Source organism: Rothia mucilaginosa (assembly GCF_049990865.1).
Lineage (GTDB): Bacteria > Actinomycetota > Actinomycetes > Actinomycetales > Micrococcaceae > Rothia > Rothia mucilaginosa_I.
In genome coordinates this window covers 574950-601438 of record NZ_CP188231.1, presented here as the reverse complement: position 1 = coordinate 601438, position 26489 = coordinate 574950, and the positions used below count along the sequence as shown (strand labels likewise).

Sequence of the window (26489 nt, the reverse complement as noted above, 5' to 3'; positions counted from 1 at the left end):
GGGTAACCGAGCGTAGCTCTCCGGGTTTTCCCGGACGGTGAGCAAAAAGCGGCGGCTCCATCCACTTCGGTGGGTGGGGCCGCCGCTTTTGTTGTATCCTCGCTTCTACAGTGTCAGCTATGCCGGGACGGGTTCGGCGCGAGCTATTTCCCAGCCTTTCTCCCCGCGGTGCAGGTCGAAGATGACTTTCTGGCGGGTGACGCCGTTTTCTTCGCTGAGTTTGCGGGCTTCCTGCTCGGTTTTATCGGCGCGGTAGCCGGGTGCGGAGACCACCGCCATCACGCGGATGTTCTCGCTGTCGCGGCTGAGTTCTTCGGCGGTGTCTAGGGTGAGCTCTGCGCCGCCTCGCATGCGCCGTTCGTGATTCCGCTGGTCGATGAGGGCTCGCAGAATCTGCTCGCCCTGCGATGCCTTATCCTGTACGCTCTGATCCTGTGTTGCCGTGCCGTCGGGTGCCTGCTCCCCCGCTGCGTTCACGGCTTGAGCGGATACGGGCTGTGCCGTTGCCGGGGCGTTCTGCCCGTAGAGGGTGAACCCGAGCGGCAGCGCGATAGCCCCCAGCGCGAGCGCGGCGATGCCCAGCCGCGAGGCCAGTCCCAGCCGCGAGGCCAGTCCCAGCCGCGCAGTGGGGCGGGTGAACGCGCCGCGTAGCGCCCTCAGGCGGGATGTGCCCGTCGCCTCTGTGGTCTTTGGGGCGGGCGCAGTCTTTGCAGGATTCTTTGTGAGGCTCACCCCGGGGCTCGTTGCAGAGCTCAACGGCTTAGAACCGGTCGTAACTGCGCGCCCCGCTTTCTTCACGCCCGGCAAACGTTCCGCTAGATAGCGTTGCGCTTTCTGTGCCTTTGAGAGCTTCTGTACCGGTTCAGATTCCACTGCTGCGGGAATTAGGGCGCGGGCTCTTTCTGAACAGCTCAGGTAGACGTTGAGCGGGCGAGGCGGCACCTCCTCCGCGAGGGCGACCACGGAGCCCAGCCCGGCGAGCGCCGCCTCCTGGGCAGGCGCGTCCAGCAGGTATTCGAGGGCTCTGCCGAGGCGCTCAATCCACTCGCTGCTGGGTGCCCCTTCGGTTGCGGTGCCGGTGGCTCCCATACGCGGTAAGACCATGCGCAGTGAGAGGGGTACGCGGGCGGAGGAAGGTTCCGGTGTGTGCCCGCAGGCGGCTTGCCATAGCAGTGCCGCTGCGGAGCGTTCGTAGTTGCCCCGAGCGGAGATGAGCTGATCCGTGTCTAGAGAGTCCGCCTCACAATAGACAGCGTCGGGCAGAAGGAGTTTGGGCACTCCGGCGGCGCTCAGCGCGATGTATTCGGCGCTTAGTTCGGCGCGCCCCTCCCCCACCTTTTTGAGGCTGCCGAGCGCCCGGTGCAGGGTTCGCGCCAGGGTCATGAGCTCGGCGGGTGTCAGGGTGCGAGCGCGCAGGAGCTTGTCAAGGGTGCCCGCGTCGAGGGGCTCGTACCAGAGACACAGCCGATCGGCACATTCACCAGTAACAGCGTGGAGCTTGGCGAGTCCGGGCGCGTTGCGTAGGGCGGCGGCTACCTGTGGGGTCTGGGCGTGCCGCTGAGCGGATGCATCCGTGTTTTCCTCGAATCCGTACCCGTTGGCTGCCGCCCGCAGGGTGGGCGCGGTAGAAGCTGGCGGTGTAGAGGGAGCGGGCTGGGAAATGGCGCGCAGGGTGTAGCGTCCGGGGTACGCAGAGGTTACGGAGGGTGCGCTCTCGGTGGTTTCACCCCGGTACTCGACGATCTGCAGGGTGGGTAGAGCCGGGTTGGCGATGCTTTCCAGAACGTGTGCTTCTTTGCTTCTCATACCATTATGTTATCAAATCGCATCAAATAATATATTCAAGCACACTAAAATACTTCAAATACTCCAAAGAGCCCCATAGATGAATTCAGGTATTTACCTCCCCTTTCGTCCTTCCTGCCCCCGAGCACGCCCTCACGTAACATTTCGACGTGTTCGCTCATCACGTGATTCAGGGCGCCCTAATTTTCTTCCCTCCACTAGCAGTACTATGGTAGAAAGTATGTCTGTGACGATTGAACGCGTGGGCTTCGCCCCGAACTATGTGAACTATGTTGAGTGCCTGGACAAGCAGTACCGCATCCACGATGAGGTGGCTAACCGCACCCGCCAGAATACGATTCTTCTACTCGAACACGAGGCAGTGATTACCGCCGGTAAACGCACCGAAGACCACGAGTACCCCGCAGACAAGTCCACCCCCGTCGTCAAGATTGACCGCGGCGGCAAGCTGACCTGGCACGGCCCCGGCCAGCTGACCGGCTACCCGATTCTGCGTCTGCCCGAACCCATTGACGTGGTGGCGTATGTGCGCATCATTGAGGAGATCATCATTAACGTCCTGGCTGGTCTGGGCATTAAGGGTGAGCGCGTTGAGGGCCGTAGCGGCGTGTGGATTCTGGGCGACGGCATCACCCAGGACAAGAAGATTGCGGCGCTGGGCATGCGCGTTTCGCGTAACACCACCATGCACGGCTTCGCGATTAACTGCTGCAATGACACTGCGCCTTTCCAGCAGTTCATTCCCTGCGGTATTAGCGATGCGGGCGTTACCACGATTTCGGAGCAGCTGGGTCGCACCGTCACCCCCGCCGATATTCTGGAGCCGCTGGAGGCGGAGCTTCTGAAGTACCAGGACCGTCTGGCGGAGTCCTTCGAGCCCGTCGCGGCACAGGACTAAACGCAGAACTAAACGCAGGGTTAGACGCAGTCAAGAAGCATCAATCGGGCCGTGCACGTAACGCGTCCGGCTTTGTTCGTCATATACGAAAACCAGTTTCACCTACGCCTGAGCGGGCGTAATATAGAAGGTGGCCCACCTGCACAGAGGGCACATCTAGACCAAGGAGAAGACTTTTGAGCACCGCACCTGAAGGACGCAAGCTACTGCGTGTGGAGGCCCGCAACGCTGAGGTTCCCATTGAGAAGAAGCCTCACTGGATTAAGACCAAGGCTATTGTTGGCCCCGAATACAACGAGATGCGCGAGCTGGCTCGCGGTCAGGGCCTGCACACCGTGTGTGAAGAGGCAGGCTGCCCCAATATTTACGAGTGCTGGGAAGACCGTGAGGCAACCTACCTGATTGGTGGTTCCGAGTGCACCCGCCGTTGCGACTTCTGCAATATTGCGACCGGCAAGCCTGTTGCTGTTGACTACGCTGAGCCGTTCAAGGTTGCTAAGAACGTGAAGGTCATGGGTCTGCGTTACGCAACCGTGACCGGTGTTGCTCGCGACGACCTGGAAGACGGCGGTGCGTGGCTGTACGCAGAGACTACCCGCCAGATTCACAAGATGTGCCCGAACACCGGCGTTGAGATGCTCGTCCCCGACTTCAAGGGCGTTCCCGAGCATGTTCAGAAGGTGATTGACGCTAAGCCTGAGGTGTTTGCGCACAACCTGGAGACCGTCCCCCGCATCTTCCGTCAGATTCGCCCGGCGTTCCGTTACGAGCGTTCTCTGGATGTTATTACCCAGGCTAAGGAAGGCGGCATGGTCACCAAGTCCAACCTGATTCTGGGTATGGGCGAGACCGATGAGGAGATTTACGAGGCACTGTGCGATCTGCACGACGCTGGCTGTGACATCATTACCCTCACCCAGTACCTGCGCCCCGGCCCGCTCTTCCACCCGATTGAGCGTTGGGTGAAGCCGCAGCAGTTCGTGGACTTCGCGAACATGGCTGAGGAAATTGGTTTCGCCGGCGTTATGGCGGGCCCGATGGTTCGTTCTTCGTACCGTGCAGGTCGCCTGTGGGCTCGTGCAATGCGTAAGAACGGCTACCCGATTCCTGAGAACCTTGCCCACATTGAGGGTGAGGGTGCAGCCCTGCAGGAAGCCTCCTCCCTGGTGGCTGCGGGCTACTAAGCCTTTTCAGAATCTTTCTGAGAGCGTTGAGGCTCCTCGAACCCGGTGTTCGTCCGGTGTTCGGGGAGCCTCCCCTTATGCCCCGCCCCTTGTGTGGGTAGGGTAAACTAGAAAAATTGCAGGCATACACTGCATCGTTACGTCACTATGGTTCCGTGAGCGTTTGAGGCGCTTCTCGGGGCCGCGGAAGAACCAGCCGAGGAAGAATCGTGGCAGATAAGCGCGAAGAGAAGAAAAAGAAGAAGGAACGCACTCCGGGCACTTTCGCCCAGATGAAGCAGGTCTACCAGATGACCAAGAAGTCCGACCCGAATATCGGTTGGATTCTGAGTCTGTCGGCTCTGGGTACCCTTTTGGTTTTCCTCCTCATCGGTATTGCTCTGGGTAACTGGATTACTTTCCTGATTCTGGGTCTGGGCGTTGCCGCTATCGTGGCGATGCTTCTGCTGGGTCGCCGCGCGCAGACTGCGGCTTTTGCCCAGATTGAGAACCAGCCCGGTCGTAGTGGTGCGGCGATGAACTCGGTGCGCCGCGGTTGGATTGTTGAGGAGCAGCCCGTTGCTGCGAACCGCCACCAGGATCTGGTCTTCCGTGCGCTGGGCCGTCCCGGTATTGTGCTGGTGACCGAAGGTCCTCACAGCCGCGTGACTTCCCTGGTGAACACTGAGAAGAAGCACCTGAACCGTGTGGCTCCCGGCGTTCCGGTTCACGTGATTGAGACCGGTCACGAAGAGGGTCAGGTTGAGCTCAAGGACGTTGTGAAGACGATGAACAAGCTTCCGAAGGCTCTGACTCAGCAGGAAATGCAGGCTATTTCTGGTCGCCTGAGCACCCTGAACACTATGCGTAACCCGATGAACGCTGTTCCTAAGGGTATTGACCCGATGCGTGCTCGCCCCGACCGTCGTGCGATGCGCGGCCGCTAAGCGAGGCGCTGATATAGGTTTTGAAGGCTCCGGCTCTTCCCCAAGTGGGAGGGCCGGAGCCTTTTGTGTCGGGGCCTTTTTGCGCCCGGTTATTGCTCTGTTGCCAGCATTGCTGTTGGCGCTGTTGTTGGCCCCGCTGCCGGCTTTGTTAGAGGGCGTTAGCATCTCTGTTGTGTTTCGGGAGGCAACACAGATGTAACTCCTTTCCAAGATTTGTAACATTACCGAAACACGATAGTCACGCACGCGCAAAAAATAACCACTATGCTTGATATGTCACAGGGTTTTGCCCGCGGCCAAAAACTAAACCACAGACTGAATGCGATGAGGGAAGATACCCTCCTTCACGGTCAGTCAAACAAGGAGCAGTCCTCATGTTTACCAGCCCCCAGGAAGTTCTCGACTTTATCAAGAACGAAGAAGTAGTCTTCGTTGATATCCGATTCACCGACATGCCCGGCGTGCAGCAGCACTTCAACCTGCCCGCTAAGGCGATTGATGACGATTTCTTCGTCAACGGCCAGCTTTTTGACGGCTCCTCCATTCGCGGTTTCCAGGGCATTGCAGAGTCCGACATGCAGCTAATCCCCGATGTTCAGTCCGCGTACGTTGACCCCTTCCGCATTGAGAAGACCCTGGTCATCATCTGCTCCATTGTGAACCCCCGCACCGGCGAGCCCTACCACCGTGACCCCCGCGGCGTCGCTGAGCGTGCCGAGGCTTACCTGCAGTCCACCGGCATTGCAGACACCGCGTTCTTCGCCTCTGAGGCTGAGTTCTTCGTCTTCGAGGACGTCCGCTACCAGGTCGAGCCGAATTCTGTGTTCTACAAGATTGACTCTGACGAAGCGTACTGGAACAGCGGCCGCAAGGAAGAGGGTGGCAACCTGGGTAACAAGACTCCGATTAAGGGCGGTTACTTCCCTGTTGCTCCTGTTGATAAGCAGGCTGACCTGCGTGACGCAATGTGCGTTGCTCTGGACGAGGTTGGCCTTGAGGTTGAGCGTAGCCACCACGAGGTGGGCGCAGCCGGCCAGGCAGAAATCAACTACAAGTTCGACACCCTCACCAAGGCTGCTGACGACCTGCTGAAGTTCAAGTACGTCATCAAGGGCACCGCAGACGCATGGGGCAAGTCCGTGACCTTCATGCCTAAGCCTGTGTTCGGTGACAACGGCTCCGGTATGCACTGCCACCAGTCGCTGTGGCAGGACGGCGAGCCCCTCTTCTACGATGAGCGCGGCTACGCTAACCTCTCTGACATCGCACGCTGGTACATTGGCGGTCTGATTGAGCACTCCTCCGCTGTTCTGGCGTTCACCAACCCGACCGTGAACTCGTACAAGCGTCTGGTTCCCGGCTACGAGGCTCCCGTCAACATGGTGTACTCGCAGGGTAACCGTTCCGCAGGTATCCGCATCCCGATTACCGGCACCAACCCGAAGGCTAAGCGCCTGGAGTTCCGCGCACCGGACCCCTCCGCTAACCCCTACTTCGCATTCGCTGCTCAGCTGATGGCCGGCCTGGACGGTATCCGTAACCGCATTGAGCCGCCGGCACCGATCGATAAGGACCTGTACGAGCTGCCCGCTGAAGAGGCTAAGGACATCAAGAAGGCTCCGGCTAACCTTGAGGAGGCGCTGGCTGCTCTGGAGGCTGACCACGACTTCCTGCTCGAGGGCGGCGTCTTCACCGAGGACCTGATTCAGGCATGGATTGACTACAAGCGTAAGAACGAGCTGGAGCCGCTCTCGCTGGTTCCGCACCCGCTTGAGTACCAGCTGTACTACGGCGTCTAATCTGAAAACAGGCAACGGCCTATACGTTCCTTGGGGAGCGTATAGGCCGTTGTTGTGTGCTCTGAGAAGTTTCTGCGGAGGGGTTCTGCGGGGTCTGCGGAGGGGTTCTACCGGGTTTCTGCAGGGTGCAGGCTCACCGTACTATTTTGGTGACGGTTCGTGTCTAATATTTTTCTGCCTCGATGAGCCTCGCGTGCCTTAGTTGCGCTTAGAGTTGCGCTTAGAGCGGCTCTAAGGGCTAAGCTGTTGATGCTGGCGTTCCCTCCCTTTTTGTCGTGCAACCGGAGGGAACGCCAGTCTATTTTTATGCCCTCGTGCAGTTGACTGTTTTCAGAGTTCTAGAGGTCACATCATAAGATGCTGGCACGCTGACCGGTAGGTATATGTTCAGAGACGGGCGTACAATGAAAGTGCGTGCGCCCGGCCGGCGGCACCTACGAATTCCGCGAGAAACGACATCACGAAGCCGTGTTCTCCCCACCGCCCCTCATACTTTCAGCATCTGCTGGGGCGAGTATCGCCGATGACCGACCGACCCGTCTGACGCCGCATCCACTGTAACGAGGAGAAATCTCATGGCATATCAGCCGACCATCCTAAACGGTGAAACTGTTTTCCGTAACGAAGTTTTTCAGACCGGCCTCATGTCCCAGCTGCTGGACGGCATCTACGATGGCGAGATGACCATCGGTGAGCTCCTGAGCCACGGCAACTTCGGTGTGGGTACCTTCAACGGCCTCGACGGCGAAATGGTCGTCCTCGACGGCGTCTGCTACCAGGTGCGCCACGACGGCTCCGTATCCCTGCCCGACCTGCGCCAGCAGACCCCCTACGCCGTGGTCACCAACTTCGTGCCCATGATTAAGCGCGAACTGCCGCAGAACCTGCTGCGCAAGTCTGCCTCGCAGATTCTGGATGACTTCACCGTCTCCAAGAACTACATGTACGCCATCAAGATTTACGGCGAGTTCGAGTGGGTCCGCACCCGCACTGTCATCAAGCAGGAGAAGCCCTACCCGAAGATGGTTGCCGCCACCGAGAACGAAGACATCGTCCAGTTCGACAACGTGACCGGCACGATCGTTGGCTTCCGTACCCCCATCTACGAGCAGGGCATTTCGGTGCCCGGCTGCCACGCCCACTTCATCGACGATGAGCGCGTTCAGGGCGGCCACGTGGTCGACTTCAAGCTGCGCTCCGCAAAGGTCGAGATTTGCCCCGGTACCGGTCTGCAGCTGCACCTGCCGCTGACCCCCGAGTTCTCCTCCGCTAACCTCTCCCCCGAGGACCTGGCTGATCAGATCTCCAAGGCTGAGAAGCACTAAGCTTCACCCCGCCGGGATATAGCAACGGGATATAGCTAGCAACGAAGGAGCCGCCCTCTACAAATCTGTAGAGGGCGGCTCCTTCGTGTTGATACGCGCGCTACAAACGGCGCTTACGCCTCGGGCACGAACTCGCCGTGGCCGCGCTCGCGCAGGGCGGCACGCACCTTCTCAGCGGCCGCATCCAGCTCTTCGGCGGTCGCGTCCTTCTTTGCGTTAGCGGGATCGTAATCAGCCATGCCGTCAGCCGGGAACAGGTGGATGTGAGTGTGCGGAACGTCGAAGCCCGCAATCATCAGAGCCACACGGTCCTTATCAAAGGCCTGGTCCAGGGCACCAGAAATCTTGTGCGCCACAGCGAACAGGTGCGCTGCCAGCTCAGCCGGCAGGTCGGGCCAGCGGTCGACCTCAGCGCGGGGAACGAGTAGCAGGTGGCCTTCCGACAGAGGCATGATGTCCAGGAAGGCGACGCAGTGCTCGTCCTTCCAGACGAAGCGACCGGGAATCTCACCCTCAATAATCTTGGTAAAAATCGTGCTCATAATACTCTCCTTCATGCGCCGTCATCGGCGCGTTTGAAGCTCAACGGTCAGGCTTACGCCTCAACCTCAATGCTCTCGCCGGGGTTCAGGTGCTTCAGCTCAGTGCCATACTTCGCGCCGAAGTTCGTCACCAGGCCCTCAATAATGCCGGTGCCATTCTGGTTAATCATGCCGTTGTGAATCGGAACCACACGCTGAGCGCCGGTCGCAATCACAAAATCGATGACTTCCTGAACCTTCGACCAGGGCGCGTGAATCGGCACCAGAACAGTATTCGCACGCACGCGGTGAGGAACCACCAGCGAGTCACCCGGGTGGTACACTGCACCGTTAATCAGGTAACCAACATTGGCGATGGTCTGGATCAGCGGGTGAATCAGAGCGTGCTGACCACCGTAGGTCTTCACCTCAAAACCCGGGATGCTGAACTCAGAATCAGAGGAAACAACGGTGACCTCGGCAGCGGGCACAGCCTCCTTGATGACCTGGGCAACAGCCTCGGGAGCCCAAATCTTCAACGGGGTCTGCGACTCGGCGCGCTGAGCAATCAGCGGCAGCACCGACGGGCCATCAAAATGATCCGGATGCGCGTGGGTCACGAACAGGTAATCGGCGCCTTCCAGCGCGGTGGCGTGTTCGCCTTCAGCGGCAAAGTTGCCGGGGTCAAGAACGAGGGTGCGCCCCTCATTCTCAAGGCGGATACATGAGTGGGTGTACTTCGTCATTTTCATAGTTTTAGTCTACCGTTAACCCTCATTCGTGCCTGTTGGTAACTTCAATTTTTGAGATAAAGCGCAAATCAACCACCTTTTGAACGCCTCTAGTGTAAAGTCGTAAGACAAGATCGACCACACAATGGGGCGGATCTCCACCCCGAAAGGTTCAGCAATGGACACTCATATTCCCGTACGGAGAATTACGAAGCCCGCCGAAGCCCGAAATACCCGCCAGCGTCGCATCATCAAGGCGACCATGGAAGAGCTCGGCGATTTCATCTCAGCACAGGATCTGCACCTGACCCTCGCGAACCGCAAGGAACAGGTCTCTCTCGCAACCACCTACCGCGTGCTGCAGTCGCTGGCTAACGCCGGTGAACTCGACTCGGTCAAGGGTATTGAGGGTGAGACTCTGTACCGCCACTGCCGGGTGAAAGATCACCACCACCACCTGCTCTGCCGCCGATGCGGCACCGCCATTGAGCTGGAAGCACCCGCCCTTGAGGATTGGGCACTGGCGATGGGCAAGCAGCACGGCTTCTCGGAGCTGGAGCACGTGGTTGAAGTGACCGGTTACTGCCCGGACTGCACTTTGGCGCGTCGCGAGGAAGAATCGCAGGGCGGCACTGCACGCTAACGGTGCACGCTAACATTGCAGGCTAAGCCGCAACCCCCAAGCCCCTCATTCTGAGGAGCCCCTCCTCGAGGGAAAACCTTCTCAACGAAGGATACGGCGTTTTCAAAGACATGCGCTTTCAAAGATTGACGCCTTTAAGGATCTTTGACGCCGCAACAGCACGACACACAGGGCATCTGGACTGGACATATGGACAGGGCAACACAACGCCACACAGACTAAGTCCACGCCGCACCGGGACATCCCCCTTTACCGCGGCACCTATGCACGACAACAAAAGAGCCCCACCTCATTCCCGAGGTGGGGCTCTTTCTTATAGTTCCTACGCCTTCTCAGTCAGCTGGCGGCCCGACGCGCTATGGCGACGCTTCACGCCACCAATCACACGGCACACCACATAAATCAGGAAGGAAATACTGGTCACGTAGGGGCTAATCGGCAGCGAACCGGCAAGAGCCAGCAGAATACCGCCCACAATGGACGCCTCCGCAAACAGCACCGACAGGATCAGGGTGCGCACCGGAGAAGCAGTCACCTGCATCGCCGCAGCAGCCGGAGTAATCAGCAGCGCCAGCACCAGCAGCGAACCGACCACCTGCACCGACAGCGCCACAGCAATACCCAGAATCACCATGAACATCAGGGACAGGAAACGCATCGGCACGCCCTTAGCGCGCGCAACCTCCGGGTCCAGGGAGGCGAAACTCAACGGACGCCACACCATCACCAGCAGGGAGATAATAACCACCGCACCAATAATCATGGTGTTCAGCTGGTCGGCGTCCACAGACACAATCTGACCGGTCAGCAGACCAAACTTATTCGCGCTACGGCCCTGGTACAGGGAGAGGAAAAGAATACCCAAGCCCAAGCCGAACGGCATGAGTGCACCAATCACCGAGTTCGAGTTGCTCGCCTTAGAGCCCAGAAAGGCAATCAGCAGAGCCGAGGCGATCGAACCCACCATGGAGCCGGTCACCACGTCATAGCCGAGCAGCAGGGCAAGGGCGGCACCCGCGAAAGACATTTCAGAGATGCCGTGAACCGCAAAGGCGTGGTCGCGCATCATCACGAAAATACCGACGAAACCGCCGATAAGGCCCAGAACAGCGCCAGCAAAAATGGAGTTCTGCAGCATCTGCAGCAGCTCACCGTAGCGGTCAAAGACGAAAATGCGGGAGAGCAAATCATTCTGCGCGGCGGCAACCGGAGCCAGGGCGGGGAGGGAAGCAAGAATGGTCATCGAGTGGTTCCTCCCGGAAGGTGTAGGGTGCGCTGCGGTTCAGAAAGACCAGACTTCAGGTGGGAGCCGTGAATGTTCTGGTCGGTGCCCTCAATATGGCAGTGGTCGCTGGCGTGAGTCTCACCCACCACCACGTAACGGCCATTAGCCTTGAGCACGCTCACCGGGGTTCCGTACAGGGAGGTGAGAGTCTCGCTGGTCATGACCTCTTCCACCGAGCCGACCGTGAAACGGCCATTCGCCAGGTAGAGAACGCGATCCACATGCTCAATGATGGGGTTGATTTCGTGGGTCACGAACACCACCGCCACGCCGCGTTCACGGTTGAACCGGTGAATCAGCTCAGCCACCGCGTACTGGTGGTTGAGGTCCAGGGAGAGCAGCGCCTCGTCAGCCAGCAGAATCTTCGGGTCGTTCGCGAGCGCCTGAGCGATACGCAGGCGCTGCTGCTCGCCGCCGGAGAGCAGGCCCACCGGCACGTTCGCGTACTCGGTCGCGCCGACGGCTTCGAGGAGCTCGTCCACCTTGGCGCGGTATTTGCGGCCGTGCAGTCGGATGCCCCAGCGGTGCCCGTCCACGCCAAGTCCCACCAGGTCGCGGGCGCGCATCGGGGTGGAGGTGGGGATGGACTTCTGCTGCGGTACGTAGCCGACACCGGCGTTGCCCAAGCGTGCGGGCTTGCCGAGCACAGAGATTTCGCCGGCGTTGAGCCCGGTCAGACCGAGAACGACCTTGAGGAAGGTGGACTTGCCGGAGCCGTTGGGTCCGAGCACGGCGAAGTATTCGCCTGCGCCGATGTCGAGGGTTAGATCTTTCCAGAGGGTGCGGGCCCCGAAAGCGAGGCTACCCCCGCGAATGGAAATCGCGGGGGCGGCACCGTTATTGTTGTCAGTCACTTAGGAGAGCGCCTTTTCGAGGTTGCTGACGTTGGTCTTCATCCATGCCAGGTAGTTGGTGTTCTCCGGCAGGGTTTCGGTGAAGGATACGTAGTTCACCGAGGCGTCCTTAGCTGCCTGCAGCACCTCGTTGGTCTGGGAGGTGGAGGTCTGCTCGTTGTAGGCGAGCAGCTGGACCTTCTTCTCGGTAACCATGTCCTTGGTTTCCTTCAGGACGAGCGCGGGAACGTCGTTGCCGGCTTCGGCAGCCTCAGCGAATTCGCTGGGGGTTGCGTTCTCTGCGCCGGTGGAGGAAATCAGGTAGTCCGGCACGGGCTCGGTGGACAGGTACTTCTTGCCTTCACCGGCGATTGCCTTAGCTGCTGCGTTCAGTGCGTCCAGTTCCTTGGAGAAGGTGGATGCGTTGGTGCGGAACGCCTCAGCGTGTGCGGAGTCGATGCCTGCGAGCTCTTCAGCGATCTTCTGGGCGACCTTCTTCACGGTTTCGAAGTCGTACCAGAGGTGCTCGTTGAACTCGTGTGCGTGGGCGTGGTCGCCGCCGTCTTCGTGGTGTTCGCCGCCACGGTGGTCCTCGACCAGGTGGGTGTATTCGGCGTCGGTGAGCTTGCCGCTGACCTTGACCGCGTTCACAATCTTCTGGGAGGTGTTGTCCTTACCGGCGAGGTCTTCGAGGAACAGGTCGTAGCCTGCGCCGTTGATGACGATCAGGGATGCGTCCTTCGCCTTGAGGCGGTCGGCGCTGGTGGCTTCGTAGGAGTGGGGGTCGGTGCTGGTGGAGGCGATGAGCGCGGTGACCTCAATGTAGTCGCCGCCGACCTGCTTGGCAATGTCTGCGTAGACGTCAGTGGAGGCGACGACCTTCACCTTGCCGCTGTTGGAGCCAGCCGAGGAGGACGAACCGGAGGAGGTGCTGTTCTCGGTTGCGCAGCCTGCCAGCAGCAGGGAGGATGCAGCGAGTGAGCCCATTGCGGTGAGGAAGTGCTTGCGGGTGATCTTCAGGTGCGACATGAGGGCTCTCTTTCGGTTCGTTCTAGTCTGTAGGTTTCTTAACTACATCATGCGAACACCCGTATAAACAACTCTTTATTGGTCTCATTTGAGTGATGTTAGGCTACCCTTTTTTCTTTCAATAGCTTATGGTGCAGGGATGTTTAGCTATACCTACTCCGCTCCCCTGCCGCCGCTTCATACCGCCGCCTGAGACTACCGCCTAAGCCTGCCCCTTACGTGCGCCCATCAACCCGTTTTTGATAGTAAAACAGCCCGCCCCGCGCTCTCTTTCACGAGAGTGCGGGGCGGGCTGTGTTCAAGATTCCCCCGTTGTACTCGAGTGTTTTACTCGGGTATTTTATTCGGGGTATCTCACGATGCGGTTACTGGGCTTCACGCGGTTACTGGGCTTCACGCGACTGCTGTCGGCGTATACGCTCACGCACCGCATCCTGGGTGGTGTCGTTGATTTCGCCGACAAGCTCCTCCAGCACGTCTTCGAGGAAGACCACGCCGAGGGTGGTGCCGTGCTCATCCATAACCTGCGCGATATGGGTTCGACTGCGCTGCATGGAGGCGAGCGCATCGTCAATATCGGTGGTCGGGGTGAGCGTGTCCAGGGAACGCAGCTTGTACCAGGGGAAGGGCTCCTCAAACCGCTCGGGGGCGATGGCGAGGGCGTCCTTCACATGCAGGTAGCCCATGTAGGTTCCGTCGCTGTCGGTAATGACAAAGCGGGAGTAGCCGCTACGTGCCACGGCGCGTTCCAGCTCGGCGGGGGTGCTGCCGAAGGGCAGGGTGACGAGCTTATCGCCGGGCACCATGATTTCGTAGACGTCCTTCTCGGTGAATTCGAGGGCGCTTTCGATCACGCCGGCATCGTCTTCCACGGTGCCTTCCGCGGTCGAGGTTGCCACGATGGTCTGCAGCTCGCCCAGGGTGAAGGTGGAGGCGACTTCATCCTTCGCTTCGACCTTCATGAGCGCCAGCAGCTTATTGGACAGGTTGTTCAGCAGGGCGACCACGGGGGCGAAGATCTTGGAGAAGGTCACCAGGGTCGGCACAATCCAGAGAGCCACACCGCGGGCGGCGAGGGTCACGGCGGCGTTCTTGGGAACCATCTCGCCGAAGATCACGTGCAGGTAGGTGACCAGGATCAGGGTGACGCCGAAGGCGATGACGTCCACGATTGCGTGGGGCAGGCCGACCAGGTGCAGGGGCACCTCCAGCATGTGGTGCAGTGCCGGTTCTGAGACATTCAGGATCAGCAGGGAGCAGATGGTGATGCCCAGCTGGCAGGTGGCGAGCATGAGCGAGACGTTCTCTAGCGCGTAGATGACGGTCTGCGCTCGCTTATTGCCTTCTTCGGCGAGCGGGTCGATTTGTGCTCGTCGGGTGGACATGATGGCGAATTCACCGGCGACGAAGAAGGCGTTTCCGGCGAGCAGGATGACGAGCAGTGCGATGGCTACCCAGTCGTTCATGCGCGGTCTCCCTTCTCGGTCTGTGCCTGTGCGCTAGGTGCGGGGGTGAATCGGATGCGGTCCACGCGGCGGCCTTCGAGGGTGTCCACGCGCAGGGTGCCGCCGGGTACGGGGACGCTGTCGCCTACTTCGGGGATGCGGCCGAGCCGTTCCATCATGAAGCCGCCGACGGTTTCGTATTCGGGGCTTTCCTCAACCTCGAGCCCGGGGATGAGGGCGTTGATTTCGTCGGGGCGGCGCAGGCCGGAGAACACCCAGTCACCGTTGCCGTAGCGTAGGGGGCGTTCGGTGCGGCCGCGGTCGTGTTCGTCGGAGACTTCACCGACGATTTCTTCGACGAGGTCTTCGAGGGTTGCGATGCCCGCGGTTCCGCCGTATTCGTCGAGGACCACGGCGAGCTGCAGGGCACCTTGGCGCAACTGGGTGAGTAGCGCGTCCAGGTGCAGGGTTTCGGGGACCTGCAGCACGTCTTCTGCGAGGGCACCAGCTTCGAGGGTTTCACGAACCTCCGGGGGCACGCCGACTGCCTTCTTCACGTGCACGACGCCCACGATGTTGTCGTGGTCGCCCTTGTAGAGGGGGAATCGGGAGTGGCCGGTGGAGCGTGCCAGCTTGATGACTTCGGCAACGGGGGCGGTGTCTTCGAGCATGGCGACCTGGCCGCGCGGGGTCATCACTTCGGAGGCGGTCAGCTCGGAGAAGCGCAGGGTGCGGTCCACGAAGCGTGCCGCGTCGGAGTCGAGGGTGCCTTCTTCTGCGGAGCGGCGCACCATAGAGGAGAGCTCTTCGGGGGTGCGTGCGGCGGAGAGTTCTTCTTTGGCTTCCATGCCGAAGCGTCCAAGGATCCAGTTGGCGGAGCCGTTCATGAGGCGCACGAGCGGGGACATGACGCGGGTGAAGGCCAGCTGTGCGGGGGCAACTCGGCGTGCCACGTCATAGGGTTCGGCGATGGCGAGGCCCTTGGGCAGTAGTTCACCAACAACCATGGACAGCAGGGTTGCGATGAGCATTGCCAGCAGCAGGGTGAGCATATCGGTCACGCTGCTGGGCAGCCCCATGCTGTTGATTACACCGGTGGTGAGCGCCTTAATGGCGGCGTCGAGGGTGTAGCCGGTCAGCAGCGTGGTGATGGTGATGCCGATCTGGCAGCTGGACAGCTGAGTGGAGAGGGTTTTGAGGCAGCGCAGGACGGCGTCGGCGGCTTTATCGCCGGAGTCTTTTGCCTGCTGCACGGTCGCGGTTTCGAGCGCCACGAGGGAGAACTCTACGGCGACGAAGAATCCGGTACCCAGGATGAGGAGTAGGCCGATGAACAGGAGTATCAGATCCACGCGGTCACCGCCTCCGCGGGGTGGTTTGCGCTGTGCTGGTTCTGGTGTAGAGATTCAACAGGCAGCCTGTCCAGATGCTGAGCACCCGAGGAGGGGTTGTTTTCGGGTGCACTGATGCCATAGGGCGCAGCGTGTGCCGGCAGTATTCTGCGTTGGCTAGTAGTCAGAGTCTTACTCAAAGGGTCATCCATACCCAATATTTTAGCGAAGGTTTCGCCTCTTCCAGGTGCCTTAGAGTGCCTGCTCACACGTGTAAGACCGCGCTGGGTGCACACGCGGGTCATCGCGAATCAGCAAGAGTGAAAAATTGCATTGTGGATATGGCGCGATGAGCTGGAAAGTTCACCGTGCTTCTCTTTACACTTATACATAGGAGCATGAGTGTGCCGCCAGGTAAGCGGATGAACCCCGACGTTCACGGCACGCTAGGCAGGTTGGTACGGTGCACACCCCGCACGCAACAGCCACCAAAGGCGATGCGCACATGCTCAGCGTGATGATTCGCCCCTCGAAGACGCGGGTCGTCTATGCCGGGTGAGTCCCGGACGCGACGGATAAATTCACACTAATTGGAAGAGGCGTTTAACGTGCCAAATCTGCCAGAACATCTGGTGCCTGAGGAATTTGCCGGTAACGAATGGTTCGTTGAAGAACAGTACGAGCGTTACCAGAAGGACAAGAACCTTGTGGACCAATCGTGGTGGCCCATTTTTGAGACCATCGACAAGGCGCTGGGAGGCGCCGGTACCGCGAGTGCAGCACCTGCTGCGGCACCTGCCGCACCGGCTGCTGCACCTGTAGCGCCTGCAGCAACTCCCGCTCCCGCGGCACCGAAGCCTGCGGCTGCACCTGCTGCCCCCACCACCCCTCCCGCTGCTACCAAGAAGGCTGAACCTGTGGAACCTGCTGAAGACAAGATTGTCCCCCTCCGCGGCCCTGCTAAGGCAGTCGTCACGACCATGGAAGAGTCGCTGACTGTCCCCACCGCAACCACCGTTCGTGCGGTCCCCGCAAAGCTGCTCATCGAGAACCGTGCTGCTATCAACAAGTACCTGGCAAGCACCCGCGGCGGTAAGGTCTCTTTCACCCACATCATCGGTTACGCAGTGATCCGCGCGGTGGCTGCTATGCCTTCGATGAACGTGACCTACGGTGTGGATGAGAAGGGCAAGCCCGTTGCAATCCACAACGCGCACGTGAACTTTGGTCTGGCTATTGACCTGCCCCGCCCCGATGGTTCCCGCAACCTGGTCGTTCCGAACCTCAAGGGCGCTGAGCAGCTGAGCTTCCGCGAGTTCTGGGACGCATACAACGACATCGTTAAGCGTGGCCGTAACGGCGCGCTGACCATTGAGGACTTCCGCGGCACCACTGTTTCGCTGACCAACCCGGGTGGTATCGGTACCGTCCACTCGGTGCCCCGCCTTTCCAAGGGCCAGGCAGCCATCATCGGTGTGGGTGCTCTGGAGTACCCGGCTGAGTTCCGCGGCCTGTCCGAGAAGCTCATCACCCAGCAGGGTCTGTCCAAGATTATCACCCTGACCAGCACCTACGACCACCGCGTCATTCAGGGTGCAGGTTCCGGTGAGTTCCTGAAGCTGGTTGAGCACTACCTGCTCGGCGGCGACGACTTCTACGACGCAATCTTCCGCGACCTGAAGGTTCCTTTCGAGCCGGTTCGTTGGGCACGCGACAACCACGTCGATGACGCTCACGAAATTTCCAAGGTTGCACGTATCCAGCAGCTGATTCACGCTTACCGCGTGCACGGCCACCTGACCGCAGCAACCAACCCCGTTGGTTACAAGATGCGTTCGCACCCGGACCTGAAGCTGGAGAACTACGGTCTGACCCTGTGGGATCTGGACCGTGTCTACCCGACCGGTGGTTTCGGCGGTTCCGAGCGTCTGCCGCTGCGCACCATCCTGGAGCGCCTGCATGAGGCATACTCCGGTTCTCTGTCCGTTGAATACATGTACTCTGAAGACCCCGAGGTTCGCGCATGGTTCCAGGAGCGTCTGGAGCGCGGCGTTGCTAAGCCCACCCGCGAGGAGCAGCTGCGTGTTCTGTCCAAGCTGGTTGAGGCCGAGGCATTCGAGAACTTCCTGCAGACCAAGTACCTGGGTCAGAAGCGCTTCTCCCTGGAGGGTGGCGAGTCCCTGATTCCGCTGCTGGACGCTGTTCTGGACAAGGCCGCTAACAACGACCTGAAGGGCGTTGCCATTGGTATGGCACACCGCGGTCGCCTGAACGTGCTGACCAACATTGCTGGTAAGTCCTACGCTCAGATTTTCCGTGAGTTCTCCGGCACCGCAGCACCTTACGAGGGTGGCTCCGGTGACGTGAAGTACCACCTCGGTACCGAGGGTGTCTTCATCTCCGATTCCGGTAAGCAGACCCAGGTTTACGTGGCTGCTAACCCCTCGCACCTTGAGGCTGCAAACACCGTGCTCGAGGGTATCGTCCGCGCTAAGCAGGACGTCTACCGCGAGCAGGGTGTTGAGGGCTACCCGGTTCTGCCGATCCTGATTCACGGTGACGCAGCGTTCGCTGGCCAGGGCATCGTCATGGAGACCCTGCAGATGGCCGGCCTGAAGGCGTACACCACCGGCGGCACCGTACACATTGTGGTGAACAACCAGATTGGCTTCACCACCCTGCCGAACGACGGCCGCACCGCAACCCACGCCTCCGACATTGCGCGTATGACTAAGGCTCCGGTCTTCCACGTCAACGCTGATGACCCGGACGCGGTGGTTCGTGCCGCACGCCTGGCATTCGAGTACCGCGAGCGCTTTGGCCGCGACGTTGTCGTTGACCTGATTTGCTACCGCCGCCGCGGTCACAACGAGGCTGATGATCCGTCGATGACCCAGCCGAAGATGTACCAGGACATCGACGCTCTGCCCTCGACCCGCACCCTGTACGCACAGGATTTGGTGGGCCGTGGTGACGTCTCCCAGGAGGAGGCAGACGAGGTTCTGGATTCGTACCACTCGAAGCTGGACGCTATCTTCGTCGAGACTCAGTCTTCGGCACCGGCTCCTGCTGGCGCGCACGTTTCCGGTCTGGAACTGCCCGCTGCTCAGCAGAACACCGAGGTCGTTCACTCCGGCAAGACTGCAATCTCCCGCGAGACCCTGCAGCACATTGCAGATGCGTTCGGTAAGGCTCCTGAGGGCTTCACCATCCACAAGAAGCTGAAGAAGCTCATGGACCAGCGCGTTGAGATGGGCCGCACCGGCAACATCAACTGGGGTATGGGCGAACTGCTCGCCTTCGGTTCGCTGCTGATGGAGGGCACCGACGTTCGTATGAGCGGTCAGGACGTTCAGCGCGGTACCTTCGTTCAGCGTCACGCTGTTCTGCACGATCACCTCACTGATGAAGAGTGGTCGCCGCTGGAGCACCTCTCTGAGAACCAGGGTAAGTTCCGTATCTACAACTCCTTCCTCTCTGAGTACGGTGTTCTCGGCTTCGAGTACGGCTACTCGGTGGAGCGCCCCGACTCGCTCGTGGTGTGGGAGGCTCAGTTCGGTGACTTCGCGAACGGCGCTCAGACCATCATTGACGAGTTCGTGTCTTCTTCCGAGCAGAAGTGGGGCCAGCGCTCCTCGCTGGTTATGCTGCTGCCTCACGGCTACGAGGGTCAGGGTCCTGACCACTCCTCGGCTCGTGTTGAGCGTTACCTGCAGCTGTGCGCTGAGAACAACATGACCGTGGCTTGCCCCTCGACTCCGGCTTCGCACTTCCACCTGCTGCGTCGCCACTCTCAGCACCGTCCGTACAAGCCGCTCGTGGTGATCAGCCCCAAGCAGCTGCTGCGTCTGAAGGCTGCTGCCTCCTCCATCGAGGACTTCACCGAGGGTTCGTTCCAGCCGGTGATTGGCGATCGTTCGGGTATCAACCCGGCTCAGGTTGAGCGACTGGTCTTCGTGTCCGGCCGTCTCTACTACGATCTGGAAGCGGAGCGCGAGCGCCGCGGCGACACCAAGACCGCTATTGTCTCGGTGGAGCAGCTGTACCCGCTGCCCGAGAGCGAAATCAAGGAGCAGCTGGCTCTGTACTCGAACGCTACCGACGTTGTGTGGGCTCAGGACGAGCCTGCTAACCAGGGTCAGTGGCCGTTCATGGCTCTCAACCTGCAGCCGCTGATTGACCGCCGTATGCGCCTTGCTTCCCGCTCCGCAGCTGCTTCCCCGGCTGCCGGTACCGGTAAGCTGCACGCAGCTGAGGCTGAGGCTCTGTTCAACCAGGTCTTCGAAGGCTAAGGTCTTCTACGGCTAAACAGCTAAGGTTTTAGCTCTTCAAAACCCGTCTTCCCGTCAGATGTTTCTGGTGGGAAGACGGGTTTTTTAGTCTCGGATACTTACCGGATAGAGTATTAAGTTCGAAAAGAGGCCGGTAAGCGCTTATCCTAGATATGAAGACTATTACTCACGTGCCTTGCCGCCTCTCACGGCGGGCGCATCCTGCTGAAGAAAGAATTCCGTGGAGCAACGCAATATTCGAATTGTGGCAGTCGGCGATGACCTGCTCGCCGGTGTTGGCGACCCCCGCACCCTGGGCTGGTTTGGCCGCGTTATGGCGCGCACCCCGCAGACCACTGCATCCATCGCGGCATATAACCTTGCCGCCCCCAATGAAGGTAGCGAGCAGCTGAATGCACGCTGGTTCGAGGAGGCGCGCCGCCGCTTCGTTCCCGGTGCAGATAACCGCCTCATTATTGCTCCGTCGACCTTTGACATTGATTTGGGTCTGACCAGCGCTCGTTCGCGTTTGAACCTGGCGAACATTGTGGACATGGCGTCGCAGAACAACATTAAGGTTCTGGTTGTTGGCCCGCCGCCGACCCTGGACGCTGAGCGTAACCGCCGTATCGCTGATCTGTCGGCGGCGTACGCGGATGTGGTGACCCGCCGTAACCACGTGTACGTGGATACGTTCAACCCGCTGCTTCACCACGAGCAGTGGCGCAACGATCTTGCCGCGAATGATGGTCGCCCGGGTCAGTCCGGTTACGGTCTGATGGCGTGGCTGGTTCTGCACCGCGGCTGGTACAACTGGCTGAACATTCCTGAGCACGGCTAAGAGCCCGCTCCCCCGGCTGGGACTGTGAGTTGATGCGAAGAAAGTTCGTGTTTTTTAGCTCATATCCCGGTTCCAAGATGCAATCATGCCGTTTCTATGAAAAAATAGACGGCGTTGCCCTTATAGCGTGGAGCACCGGTTTTCGGTGACCGCCTCTGCTAGGGCAGGTAATAGGGAGCGCGCACCGCGAAGGTGGGGCGTGCATCCATGAACACTATAAGGAGGCTCTGATGAGCAAGCGCGGTCGTAAGCGCAAGGACCGTCGTAAGGGCGGCGCAAACCACGGTAAGCGCCCCAACGCATAAGGTATCTTGCATACACTTTAAAACCCCGGCGTTTCGGATATTATTCGGACCCGGGGTTTTGCTTTACCCGCAGATGTTTGTGCACGTTCTGCGGAATAAAGAGAAGAATTCTACGTTATGGATGTGAACGCCTGGCGCGTTCCTGTAGAGGAGAAACATGGCTGAAACCAACACTGCGGCGGATACCCGCGAGCTGCGCGAACGCTTCACCGCGGACGCTATGCAGTATGTGGATCAGCTCTACGCTGCCGCCCTGCGGATGAGCCGCAACTCTGCCGATGCTGAAGACCTGGTGCAGGAAACCTATATGAAGGCTTTTGCCTCGTACCACCAGTTCACCGAGGGTACGAACTTGAAGGCGTGGCTGTACCGCATCCTGACGAATACGTACATCAACCTGTATCGTAAGCGTCAGCGTGAGCCGCAGCAGTCTCAGGGTGAGACGGTGGAGGATTGGCAGCTGGCTCAGGCCGGTGAGCATGACGCGGTGGGTCTGCGTTCTGCTGAGGCGGAGGCGCTGAGTGCCCTGCCGAATACGGAGGTTCGTGAGGCTCTGAATGAGCTGTCTGAGGATTTCCGCATGGTGGTGTACTACTCCGATGTGGAGGGGTTCGCGTACAAGGATATTGCGGAGATTCTGGATATTCCCATGGGCACGGTGATGTCTCGTCTGCATCGTGGCCGCCGGATCCTGCGTGAGAAGCTACTCGATTATGCGCGTGAGAACGGCCTGCGCCCTTCGACTATCGCAAAGGTAGAAGCGAAGGCTGAGGCAAAAGCTGCAGCAAAGGCGGGTGCTAAGGCGAGCACTAAGGCGCAGCCGGCTAAGGCTACCAAGGCCAAGGGCGTAAAGTCCCCGCCGGAGAGCTCTCGTTCCGAGGCGCCTGCGGATTCTTAGTTCCGCTCTTCTCCACGTGAGCTAGCCTCCATGAGGTTGAGGCGGCTCTCCCCTAACGCTTTATACCTTCCGTGTGAAAGGAACCCCGATGTCAAGCACAGACAAGAATTCTTCCGTCCCCGCAGCCTCCGAGCTGCTGGAGGATTGCGGCGGCCTGCCCTGCTCGTCGACCCTCAAGCACCTCTACGAGTTCCTCGATAGGGAGCTGAGCCCCGAGCAGCTGCGCACGATTCAGGCGCATCTGAATGCCTGCCCCGAGTGCGAGGATGTGAAGGACTTTGAGCTGATGGTTCGTGAGAAGATGCGTTCTTCGTGTGCTCAGCAGGCACCCGAGCAGTTGAAGGCTCGCCTGCTGCAGGATGTGCAGAAGTTCTGCGCCGAGGCAAAGCTCTAAGCTGCCCCAAGCTGTTGCCTCGCTGAGGGGACAGAATTCTGACGATGTGTGAAGGCGGTGTACCGATGAGGGTGCGCCGCCTTCCTGCGTACTGTGTTGGTTCGCGCTGCCCGGTTCGTATTGCCTGGTTCGCGCTGCCTATCTCATCGCTGGAGCCCTCAGCGGCTCGCAAACCCTCAACCGGTAGAATAGGGGTAGATGTCAACCGGCGCAGCATCTCTGATTCTGCGTCATGCCCATGATTTGAACCAGAAGAGGATGTATGAGCGACGCAGCAGTACAGCTTTCCCCCGGTGATTGGCCCGCTCCCCTGGCACCCGCCTCCAGCAACGCCGCTGGCAAGAACGCGCTGGTGCATATTCCGGGTTCTAAGTCGCTCACAAACCGCTATCTGCTACTCGCTGCTCTGGCTGATTCGCCCTCGTATTTGCGTGCGCCTCTGCATTCGCGCGATTCGGCGCTGATGGTTGAGGCGCTACGTCAGCTGGGCGCCGGTATTGAGCTGGTTCCGACCGATTCGCCGTTCGGTCCGGATGTGAGGGTCACTCCCCTCAACTTTGCACAGGCAGATTCTGCACAGGCTGATTCCGCTCAGGCGCAGGCGGTGTCGATTGAGTGCGGTCTTGCCGGTACCGTGATGCGTTTTGTGCCTGCCCTGGCGGCGCTGCTGCCGGGTGAGTTCGCTTTTGACGGTGACCCGCACGCCCGTCAGCGTCCGATGGGTCCTGTTCTGGAGGGTCTGCGTCAGCTGGGTGTGCAGGTGGAGTGTGAACAGGGCGAGAATGCTCTGCCCTTCGTTCTACGCTCCCCCGGTCTGGCGAGCGCGGAGGGTGTCTCTAAGGCGCCCATGGTTCGTATTGATGCTTCGGCCTCGTCCCAGTTCGTTTCCGCTCTGCTGCTGATGGCGCCTCGCCTGCCGCAGGGCATGGTGCTGGTGCACGAGGGTTCTTCGGTGCCGTCCATCCCGCACATTCAGATGACCGTGGAGGCGCTGCGCCAGATGGGTATCCGGGTGCATGAGCACTACCCAGATCAAAGCAACGAAGCAGAGGGTGGCGAGTACCGTTGGACGGTTCACCCCGGTTCCTTCCCCGGCTTTGAGATGACCATTGAGCCGGACCTGTCGAATGCCGGCCCGTTCCTTGCCGCCGCCGTGGTCACCGGCGAGTCTGTGACTATTCCTCACTGGCCGGCACCCGCGGCTGATTCGTCGGCGGGTACGACCCAGGTGGGCGATATGTGGCGTGAGCTTCTGCCCGCGCTGAGTGCCCGGGTGCACTACGCTGAGGGCTGTTTGACCGTGACCGGTCCGGCGCAGCTTCCCGAGGGCGATTTCTCCTTTGACCTGTCTGCCGGTGGCGAGCTGGCGCCGACCATGGCGGCCGCCTGTGCTTTCGTAAAGGGCCGCGTTGAGCTGACCGGTATTGCGCATCTGCGCGGTCATGAGACGGACCGCCTCGCCGCACTCGCCGCTGAGATTAACCGCCTGGGAGGCAGTGCCCACGACACCGCCGATTCGCTGGTGATTGAGGCGCCCATCCCCGCTGCCGCTGAGGCTGCGCAGGTTCTGGCACGCACCTACGACGATCACCGCATGGCAACCTTCGCGGCGATTATTGGTCTGCGCCGCCCCAATGTGGTGGTGCAGAATGTTGCCACCGTGGCTAAGACCATGCCCGAATTTACCGCAATGTGGGAGGACATGCTGGCGCAATGGCAGGTCGGCGCTTCCATCGTTACCGCCGACCAGGAGGTCTTCTAAATGGGTTCTTCCCGCATGAACGTGCGCGATTTCTCCGAATGGGATGAGTCGGATGTGCGCGTGCGCCCGAACAAGAAGGGCTCCCGACCCCGCACGAAGGACCGCCCGACCTTCAAAGAAGCGATTCGTGGCAGGGTCATTACGGTGGACCGCGGCCGCTGGTCGGTTGTAGTTGATGAGGGTACCGAGAAGGAGCGTACCCTCATTGCGGCGCGCGCTAAGGAGCTACGCCGTACCGCGATTGTGACCGGCGACTTTGTGGACCTGGTGGGTGACACCTCCGGCGCGAAGGATACCCTGGCGCGCATTGTGCGTCTGGGTGAGCGCACCTCGATTCTGCGCCGTAGCGCCGATGACACCGACCCGTCGGAGCGCGTGGTCGTGGCGAATGCTCAGCAGCTGGTGATTGTGGTTGCTGCGGCGAACCCGGAGCCGCGTACCGGCTTCATTGATCGTGCCGTGGTGGCGGCGTTTGATGCCGGTATTGAGCCGATTCTGTGCATTACGAAGACCGATGTGCGGTACCCGCAGAACCTGCTGGATTACTATGCGGCAAGCGGTTTGAAGATTGTGCTGTCCTCCTCTTCGGATGGTTTGGCGCCGAGTCAGGAGGGTGCTGCCGGTTTGGAGTCGGCGCCGGTTCAGGAGCTTCTGCAGGAGCTGTTGGGTCAGGTGTCGGTGCTTCTGGGCCATTCGGGTGTAGGTAAGTCGACCCTGGTGAATGCGCTGACCGGTTCCGAGCGCGCGACCGGTCATGTGAACGCGGTGACGGGCCGTGGCCGCCACACTTCCTCGTCGGCGTTGGCGTTGCGTCCGGTGAATGCGAACGGTGAGCCGATGGAGCCGGGCACCTGGATTATTGATACTCCGGGTATTCGTTCTTTCGGTCTGGCGCATGTGCCGCCGGAGACCGTCGTGGAGGCGTTCGTGGACCTGGCACCCGGTGCGGCGGATTGCCCGAAGGCGTGTACTCACGCGGCGCAGGCTCCCGAGTGCGGTCTGGAAGCGTACGTTGCTGCCGGTCACGCCGGTGAGAGCGGTCCCGCCCGCCTGGACTCCTTGCGTAAGCTGCTGCTGTTGACTCCTGAAGAGGGCGATTCGGAGAAGGAACTGGGCGCTCTCGTCTAGCATCTCTCCCCTGCACTGCACACAGCATTACACACACATTTTTGCTGACTACATCACCGAATACTGAAGAAGAGCATTACTATGAGCCGTCCCCAGCAGTACACCGACGATTTGCGTCTTGCGCATATTCTTGCCGATAGCGTCGATCGTGTGAGCGCCATGCGTTTTCGTGACCGCCCGGTTTTCTCCCCCGCTTCCGAGGTGGTAGAGCCCGCCGAGGCGGCACCCGCTACAGCACCGTTGGCACCGTGGCAGCAGGCTACTCAGCAGCCCGCGGAACCGCAGGCGCCGGTGCAGGAGCCTGACGATTACGCCTCGGGTGTGGCTGGAGAGGTTGAGGAGCTTCTGCGCGCGCAGCTGTCGCGTGTGCGTACTCGCGACGGTATTGCCGGTGCGCATGCCGGCTATAACGGTCAGGCGTCGCGCCAGTGGGTGATTGCGCCGATTGCTGAGCCGGATAATTTTCGCCGCGGCGTGCCGGTGTGGGCGACTCTGATTGCTTTGCTGGATCAGGGTGAGCCGGTGGTGGGTGTGGTGTCTGCACCCGCGCTGGGTCGCCGCTGGTGGGCTGCTCGCGGTTCGGGCGCGTACACGGGTAAGTCCTTGGCGCAGGCGACTCGTCTTGAGGTGTCTTCGCTGACTCAGCTGGATCAGCTGTCTGCCGCGTATACCGACCTCGTATCCTGGAAGGCAGCCGCTGAAGGCGCTGTAGACCGCTCTGGCGAGCTTGTACGGCTTCTGGGTCGCGTGGGTCGTTCCCGTGCGTACGGTTCGTTCTGGGCGGCGTGTATGCTCGCTGAGGGTGCCGTGGATACCGTCGTGGACGCATCCCTGTCGTTCTACGAGGTGGCGGCGCTACTGCCGCTGATCCGTGAGGCTGGCGGCGTCGCCTCCACCCTGGAGGGCGATTTGCCCGAGCACGCGGGTGTTTCAGTCGCCGGTGTGCACCCGGTGTCCCTGGTGGCAAGTAATACGGCGGCGGTCCAGCAGCAGGTGTTGGAGGCGCTCGCACCCCGACCCTAGCCTCCCCTCCCCTGAGCAGGAGGCAGTAAAAGCAGGAGGCAGTAAAAATACAGCGAGGCGGCGGCTTTCCGGTCAGTGGAAAGCCGCCGCCTCGCTGTTATCACTATGAGA

At 60.3% G+C, this 26489-nt stretch carries 22 protein-coding genes; 14 read left to right on the top strand and 8 right to left on the bottom strand.

What is annotated here, in order from left to right:
- Positions 1-117 precede the first annotated feature (117 nt).
- Entirely contained in the window at positions 118-1806 is a 1689-nt protein-coding gene (locus ACP3RB_RS02500) for a peptidase (RefSeq protein WP_426699333.1), read from the bottom strand.
- A gap of 220 nt (positions 1807-2026) precedes the next feature.
- Here ACP3RB_RS02500 and lipB point away from each other — a divergent pair, with 220 nt between their 5' ends.
- From lipB to budA, 5 genes are all read left to right on the top strand, one after another.
- Positions 2027-2704, top strand: coding sequence for a lipoyl(octanoyl) transferase LipB (lipB, locus tag ACP3RB_RS02495; protein ID WP_426699332.1), 678 nt, complete (start codon positions 2027-2029; stop codon positions 2702-2704).
- Positions 2705-2880: 176 nt separating this feature from the next.
- Positions 2881-3888 (top strand): lipoyl synthase, encoded by a 1008-nt coding sequence (lipA, locus tag ACP3RB_RS02490; protein ID WP_049347251.1) that lies wholly within the window; start codon positions 2881-2883, stop codon positions 3886-3888.
- 209 nt (positions 3889-4097) lie between these two features.
- Positions 4098-4814: a DUF4191 domain-containing protein gene (locus ACP3RB_RS02485; protein WP_426699331.1), complete on the top strand. Its 717-nt coding sequence runs from the start codon at positions 4098-4100 to the stop codon at positions 4812-4814.
- 374 nt (positions 4815-5188) lie between these two features.
- Positions 5189-6613 (top strand): type I glutamate--ammonia ligase, encoded by a 1425-nt coding sequence (gene glnA / locus ACP3RB_RS02480; protein WP_426699330.1) that lies wholly within the window; start codon positions 5189-5191, stop codon positions 6611-6613.
- A 575-nt stretch (positions 6614-7188) separates the two neighbouring features.
- Entirely contained in the window at positions 7189-7938 is a 750-nt protein-coding gene (gene budA, locus ACP3RB_RS02475; RefSeq protein WP_049352570.1) for an acetolactate decarboxylase, read from the top strand.
- A gap of 113 nt (positions 7939-8051) precedes the next feature.
- Here budA and ACP3RB_RS02470 read toward each other — a convergent pair whose 3' ends face one another.
- Both ACP3RB_RS02470 and ACP3RB_RS02465 read right to left on the bottom strand, forming a co-directional pair.
- Positions 8052-8480, bottom strand: coding sequence for an HIT family protein (locus tag ACP3RB_RS02470; RefSeq protein WP_049342167.1), 429 nt, complete (start codon positions 8478-8480; stop codon positions 8052-8054).
- 53 nt (positions 8481-8533) lie between these two features.
- Entirely contained in the window at positions 8534-9211 is a 678-nt protein-coding gene (locus tag ACP3RB_RS02465) for an MBL fold metallo-hydrolase (protein ID WP_294642145.1), read from the bottom strand.
- Positions 9212-9368: 157 nt separating this feature from the next.
- Between ACP3RB_RS02465 and ACP3RB_RS02460 the strand changes: the two genes are divergently transcribed.
- A complete protein-coding gene (locus ACP3RB_RS02460) occupies positions 9369-9833 on the top strand; it encodes a Fur family transcriptional regulator (protein WP_298593895.1) in 465 nt (154 codons plus the stop codon).
- A gap of 322 nt (positions 9834-10155) precedes the next feature.
- On the opposite strand, the gene ACP3RB_RS02455 is transcribed toward ACP3RB_RS02460, so the two are convergent.
- The 5 genes from ACP3RB_RS02455 to ACP3RB_RS02435 all read right to left on the bottom strand — a co-directional run bounded on the left by ACP3RB_RS02455 (position 10156) and on the right by ACP3RB_RS02435 (position 15777).
- Positions 10156-11076, bottom strand: a complete 921-nt coding sequence (locus tag ACP3RB_RS02455) for a metal ABC transporter permease (protein ID WP_426699329.1) — start codon at positions 11074-11076, stop codon at positions 10156-10158.
- Positions 11073-11972 carry a metal ABC transporter ATP-binding protein gene (locus tag ACP3RB_RS02450; RefSeq protein ID WP_311446673.1) on the bottom strand — a complete coding sequence of 300 codons (900 nt, stop codon included), beginning with the start codon at positions 11970-11972 and terminating at the stop codon, positions 11073-11075. The genes ACP3RB_RS02455 and ACP3RB_RS02450 overlap by 4 nt, the downstream gene beginning before the upstream one ends.
- The gene (locus ACP3RB_RS02445) at positions 11973-12980 is read right to left on the bottom strand and encodes a metal ABC transporter solute-binding protein, Zn/Mn family (protein ID WP_426699328.1); all 1008 of its coding nucleotides are present in this window, start codon (positions 12978-12980) and stop codon (positions 11973-11975) included. It lies immediately after the preceding gene.
- Between the two features lie 383 nt (positions 12981-13363).
- Positions 13364-14446 (bottom strand): hemolysin family protein, encoded by a 1083-nt coding sequence (locus ACP3RB_RS02440; protein WP_426699327.1) that lies wholly within the window; start codon positions 14444-14446, stop codon positions 13364-13366.
- A complete protein-coding gene (locus ACP3RB_RS02435) occupies positions 14443-15777 on the bottom strand; it encodes a hemolysin family protein (RefSeq protein WP_426699326.1) in 1335 nt (444 codons plus the stop codon). Before ACP3RB_RS02435 ends, ACP3RB_RS02440 begins: the two co-directional genes overlap by 4 nt.
- 587 nt (positions 15778-16364) lie before the next feature.
- Here ACP3RB_RS02435 and ACP3RB_RS02430 point away from each other — a divergent pair.
- The 8 genes from ACP3RB_RS02430 to ACP3RB_RS02395 all read left to right on the top strand — a co-directional run bounded on the left by ACP3RB_RS02430 (position 16365) and on the right by ACP3RB_RS02395 (position 26378).
- Positions 16365-20048, top strand: a complete 3684-nt coding sequence (locus ACP3RB_RS02430) for a multifunctional oxoglutarate decarboxylase/oxoglutarate dehydrogenase thiamine pyrophosphate-binding subunit/dihydrolipoyllysine-residue succinyltransferase subunit (RefSeq protein WP_426699325.1) — start codon at positions 16365-16367, stop codon at positions 20046-20048.
- Positions 20049-20268: 220 nt separating this feature from the next.
- On the top strand, positions 20269-20868 hold the full coding sequence (locus tag ACP3RB_RS02425) for a GDSL-type esterase/lipase family protein (RefSeq protein WP_005505446.1): 600 nt from the start codon (positions 20269-20271) through the stop codon (positions 20866-20868).
- A gap of 230 nt (positions 20869-21098) precedes the next feature.
- A complete protein-coding gene (locus ACP3RB_RS02420) occupies positions 21099-21173 on the top strand; it encodes a 50S ribosomal protein bL37 (protein WP_095343185.1) in 75 nt (24 codons plus the stop codon).
- Positions 21174-21330: 157 nt separating this feature from the next.
- Positions 21331-22071, top strand: a complete 741-nt coding sequence (locus tag ACP3RB_RS02415) for a sigma-70 family RNA polymerase sigma factor (protein WP_426699324.1) — start codon at positions 21331-21333, stop codon at positions 22069-22071.
- Positions 22072-22159: 88 nt separating this feature from the next.
- Positions 22160-22465, top strand: a complete 306-nt coding sequence (gene rsrA, locus ACP3RB_RS02410; protein WP_426699323.1) for a mycothiol system anti-sigma-R factor — start codon at positions 22160-22162, stop codon at positions 22463-22465.
- A 262-nt stretch (positions 22466-22727) separates the two neighbouring features.
- Positions 22728-24227: a 3-phosphoshikimate 1-carboxyvinyltransferase gene (aroA, locus tag ACP3RB_RS02405; protein WP_426699322.1), complete on the top strand. Its 1500-nt coding sequence runs from the start codon at positions 22728-22730 to the stop codon at positions 24225-24227.
- Positions 24228-25355 (top strand): ribosome small subunit-dependent GTPase A, encoded by a 1128-nt coding sequence (gene rsgA / locus ACP3RB_RS02400; protein ID WP_426699321.1) that lies wholly within the window; start codon positions 24228-24230, stop codon positions 25353-25355. It abuts the gene before it with no gap.
- An 81-nt stretch (positions 25356-25436) separates the two neighbouring features.
- Entirely contained in the window at positions 25437-26378 is a 942-nt protein-coding gene (locus ACP3RB_RS02395; RefSeq protein ID WP_426699320.1) for an inositol monophosphatase family protein, read from the top strand.
- Positions 26379-26489: the final 111 nt, after the last annotated feature.

Bases quoted from the DNA above. Each gene is read 5' to 3' on its own strand.
- ACP3RB_RS02500 (WP_426699333.1), bottom strand. From the start codon at position 1,806: ATGAGAAGCAAAGAAGCACACGTTCTGGAAAGCATCGCCAACCCGGCT.
- lipB (WP_426699332.1), top strand. From the start codon at position 2,027: ATGTCTGTGACGATTGAACGCGTGGGCTTCGCCCCGAACTATGTGAAC.
- glnA (WP_426699330.1), top strand. From the start codon at position 5,189: ATGTTTACCAGCCCCCAGGAAGTTCTCGACTTTATCAAGAACGAAGAA.
- budA (WP_049352570.1), top strand. From the start codon at position 7,189: ATGGCATATCAGCCGACCATCCTAAACGGTGAAACTGTTTTCCGTAAC.
- ACP3RB_RS02470 (WP_049342167.1), bottom strand. From the start codon at position 8,480: ATGAGCACGATTTTTACCAAGATTATTGAGGGTGAGATTCCCGGTCGC.
- ACP3RB_RS02465 (WP_294642145.1), bottom strand. From the start codon at position 9,211: ATGAAAATGACGAAGTACACCCACTCATGTATCCGCCTTGAGAATGAG.
- ACP3RB_RS02460 (WP_298593895.1), top strand. From the start codon at position 9,369: ATGGACACTCATATTCCCGTACGGAGAATTACGAAGCCCGCCGAAGCC.
- ACP3RB_RS02455 (WP_426699329.1), bottom strand. From the start codon at position 11,076: ATGACCATTCTTGCTTCCCTCCCCGCCCTGGCTCCGGTTGCCGCCGCG.
- ACP3RB_RS02445 (WP_426699328.1), bottom strand. From the start codon at position 12,980: ATGTCGCACCTGAAGATCACCCGCAAGCACTTCCTCACCGCAATGGGC.
- ACP3RB_RS02440 (WP_426699327.1), bottom strand. From the start codon at position 14,446: ATGAACGACTGGGTAGCCATCGCACTGCTCGTCATCCTGCTCGCCGGA.
- ACP3RB_RS02415 (WP_426699324.1), top strand. From the start codon at position 21,331: ATGGCTGAAACCAACACTGCGGCGGATACCCGCGAGCTGCGCGAACGC.
- rsrA (WP_426699323.1), top strand. From the start codon at position 22,160: ATGTCAAGCACAGACAAGAATTCTTCCGTCCCCGCAGCCTCCGAGCTG.
- aroA (WP_426699322.1), top strand. From the start codon at position 22,728: ATGAGCGACGCAGCAGTACAGCTTTCCCCCGGTGATTGGCCCGCTCCC.
- rsgA (WP_426699321.1), top strand. From the start codon at position 24,228: ATGGGTTCTTCCCGCATGAACGTGCGCGATTTCTCCGAATGGGATGAG.
- ACP3RB_RS02395 (WP_426699320.1), top strand. From the start codon at position 25,437: ATGAGCCGTCCCCAGCAGTACACCGACGATTTGCGTCTTGCGCATATT.